Source organism: Novosphingobium sp. B-7, from assembly GCF_000410615.1.
Lineage (GTDB): Bacteria > Pseudomonadota > Alphaproteobacteria > Sphingomonadales > Sphingomonadaceae > Novosphingobium > Novosphingobium capsulatum.
The window spans coordinates 1-3421 of record NZ_KE148487.1; the positions used below are offsets into that span (position 1 = coordinate 1).

Annotated in this window: 3 protein-coding genes; 1 reads left to right on the top strand and 2 read right to left on the bottom strand. The window is 67.0% G+C overall.

The features are described from left to right. Positions 1-128: 128 nt before the first annotated feature. Entirely contained in the window at positions 129-1358 is a 1230-nt protein-coding gene (locus tag H926_RS0121245) for an MFS transporter (protein WP_028658317.1), read from the top strand. Positions 1359-1422: 64 nt separating this feature from the next. Here H926_RS0121245 and H926_RS0121250 read toward each other — a convergent pair whose 3' ends face one another. Both H926_RS0121250 and glpD read right to left on the bottom strand, forming a co-directional pair. Next, on the bottom strand, positions 1423-2190 hold the full coding sequence (locus tag H926_RS0121250; protein WP_022678048.1) for a DeoR/GlpR family DNA-binding transcription regulator: 768 nt from the start codon (positions 2188-2190) through the stop codon (positions 1423-1425). 53 nt (positions 2191-2243) lie between these two features. Then, positions 2244-3421, bottom strand: a 1178-nt coding sequence (glpD, locus tag H926_RS29645) for a glycerol-3-phosphate dehydrogenase (protein ID WP_237741136.1), incomplete at its 5' end; no start/stop codon positions are given.

The window sequence follows — 3421 nt, forward strand, 5'->3', positions numbered from 1 at the left end:
TGCGGCCTGGCCGGCCATCGCCTGGCCGCCGCCGTGGTTCAGCAGGCCGGCGCCATTCCGCAGCTGGACCGGGCGGCCTACGCGCCGCTGGCCCCGGCAACCCGCGCCTGAACCAGGGATATCGACACATGGCAAAAGGTCAGTTGCGCTGGTGGATGATCGGCTTGGTCACGCTGGGCACGATCATGAACTATCTTGCCCGCTCGACGCTGTCGGTGGCGGCGCCGACGCTGAAAGACAGCTTCGGCATGACGACCGAGCAATACAGCTGGGTGGTCCTGGCGTTCCAGGCAAGCTATACTGTGATGCAGACCGTGGCCGGCACCGTGCTTGATGTGCTTGGCACACGGCTGGGGTTCTTCATTTTCGCGCTTGGCTGGGCGCTGGCCAATATGGGGCACGCTTTCGCCACTGGCTGGCCCAGCCTGGCCGTGTTTCGCGCAGCCCTCGGCGCCACCGAAGCGGCGGCCATTCCCGCCGGTGCCAAGGTGGTTTCAGAGTGGTTTCCGGCGCAAAAGCGCCCGCTTGCCACCAGCTGCTTTCAAATGGGCACGAGCGTTGGCAGCATGGTCGCGCCGGCCCTGGTGGCGTTCTGCATCCTGTGGTGGGGTTGGCAGTCTGCCTTCCTGGTCACCGGCGCGCTCAGCCTGGCGTGGGCGCTCTTGTGGTGGTTCACCTATCGGTCGCCCCGCCCCGAGGAGCGGCCGTTGCATGATCCCGGCGCGGACGTTGCCACCGAGATGGTGTCATCGCGGTTCGATATCCTCAAATCCCGATCGTTCTGGGCGATTGCCCTGCCACGCTTTCTGGCCGAACCGGCGTGGCAGACCTTCAACTTCTTCATCCCGCTCTACCTCGTCTCGGTATGGAAGCTGGATCTCAAGGCGATTGCGCTGTGGGCCTGGCTGCCCTTCCTGGCTGCCGATTTCGGATCGCTGGGCGCGGGCATCCTGCCGGGCTACCTCATGCGGCGTGGTGCCGGCGTGGTGGCCTCGCGCAAGGTGACCATGGCCGTGGGCGCGCTGTGCATGATCGGCCCGGCCTGCATTGGCCTTGCCGGTTCGCCGGGGCTGGCCATTGCGCTGTTCTGCGTCGGTGGTTTCGCCCACCAGATGCTCAACGGCGCGCTGATCACGCTGTGCGCCGATCTGTTCAATTCCCGCACCGTTGGCACGGTAAGCGGCATGGCGGGATCGATCGCGTGGATCGGCGGCATGCTGTTCACGCTCGCCATTGGCAAAAGCGCCGACGTCTTTGGCTACAACCCGCTGTTCGTCGCGCTGTCGCTCATGGACATGATCGGCGCGGCGCTGCTGTGGGTGCTGCTCAGCACCAAGCCAACGGTTTCAGGGGCATAGAGGCGCGCGGCTTATTTGGGCAACGTTGGTACGATCGCGATCGCGCTGGCGCCGCCTATTCCGCCTAAAGCGCGGTGACGATATCCACGTTGTGCCGCTGCACCAGGCGGGTGCGCTCATCATCCGCGATCGTGTCGGTCACGAACAGGTCGATGTCCGAGAGCGAGCCGATCCGCGCCGGGGCCTGGCGCTCGAACTTGGTCGCGTCGGCCACCAGCATGACCTTGCGCGCCTGGGCGATGATCGTCTGGCTGACGGTCACCTCGTTGATATCGAAATCCAGCAGATCGCCATCGGCATCGAGCGCGCTGGTGCCGATCACCGCGTAATCGACCTTGAAGCCCTTGATGAAATCCACCGTCAGGCTGCCGATCACCGCGCGATCGTTGGCGCGCAGGCGGCCGCCGGCCACGATCACCTCGATCCGGCTGTTCTGGGCCAGGATATCGGCGACGTTGAGGTTGTTGGTCACCACCAGCAGGTGTTCGTGATCGAGCAGGTTGCGCGCCACCGCCTCTGTCGTGGTGCCGATGTTGAGGAACAGCGAGGCATTGTTGGGCAACAGCTCCGCCGCCTTGCGCCCGATCGCGTCCTTGGCATGGGCAGCGATCGCCCGGCGAGTGGAATAGCCGATATTGTCGAGCCGGGATTCGAGCATCGCCCCGCCGCGCACGCGGGTGAGCAGGCGCCGGCTGGCGAGCAGATCGAGATCCTTGCGCACGGTCTGCTGGGTCACGCCCAGCACCTGGGCGAGTTCCTCCACCCCGGCAAAGCGCGCGCCTTGCAGGTATTCGACAAGGCTGCGGTGCCTGATCGCGGCAAGATCGGCCAAAACTGCTCCTCCAGGCCAGCGCGCCGCACCGTGCGGCCCGCTCGGGCGTGATCCTACCCTTGGCGCGCTTGCCACCATTGGGCAAGCCAGGCATCGATCCGGGGCAGGGCGTCGGGCGACAGGCGCAGCAGCAGTTTGCTGCGCCGGGCGACGACATCCTCGGCCGTCATCGCCCATTCGTGCTGTGCCAGATAGGCCAGTTCCGCGGCATGGAGCCCGCCGCCGAAATCCTCGCCCAGGTCAGCCAGGGTCTGCGCCGAGGCAAAGATCTGCCGTGCCCGCGTGCCATAGGCCCGCGCCCAGCGGGTGAGCAGGGGGCGCGGCAGGGCGGGGCGTTCCTGGCAGAAGCGATCGACCAGATCGGCAAAGCCATCGGCCGGAAAATCGCCCCCGGGCAGGGTCGCGCCCGCCGTCCAGGCATCGCGCGCCTGGGGAAAGGCGGGGCCCAGCTTTTCCAGGGCATGCTCGGCCAGCTTGCGATAGGTGGTGATCTTGCCGCCGAACACGCTGAGCAGCGGCGCCTGGCCATCGCGGTGATCGAGATCGAGCACATAGTCACGCGTGACGGCCGAGGCATTGCTGGCCTTGTCGTCATAGAGCGGGCGGATGCCGGAATAGGTCCAGACGATATCGTCCACGCCCACCGGCCGCGTGAAGTGGCGGCGCACCACGTCGAGCAGATAGTCGCGTTCGGCCGGGCTGATCGTGGCGCGGCCCGGCGCCTGGTCCCACACTTCGTCGGTCGTGCCGATCAGCGTGAAATCCTGCTCATAGGGAATGGCGAAGACCACGCGCCGGTCGCTGTTCTGGAGCAGGAAGGCGTGATCACCTTCATAGAGCCTGGGCACGACGATATGGCTGCCCTGGATCAGGCGCATGGCGCGATCCTGCGGCGCGCCGGCGATTCGGCCCAGCACTTCGGCCACCCAGGGCCCCGCCGCGTTGACCAGGCCGCGCGCCTGCACGCGGTGTTCCTGCCCATCGGCATCGCGGATCGTCGCCAGCCAGTGACTGCCCTCGCGATGGGCGGCCAGCAGGCGGGTGCGGGTCAGCACGGTGGCGCCGCGGGCGCTGGCATCCATGGCGTTGAGCACCACCAGCCGGCTGTCTTCCACCCAGCAGTCGGAATAGACAAACGCGCGGCCCTTGACCGCATCGGTCAGACCGTTGCCGAGATGATCGCGCGCCAGATCGGCCGAGCGGGTTGCCGGCAGGGGCGTGCGGGCGGCCC

Coding starts and splice junctions, on each gene's coding strand:
- H926_RS0121245 (WP_028658317.1), top strand. CDS start 129: ATGGCAAAAGGTCAGTTGCGCTGGTGGATGATCGGCTTGGTCACGCTG.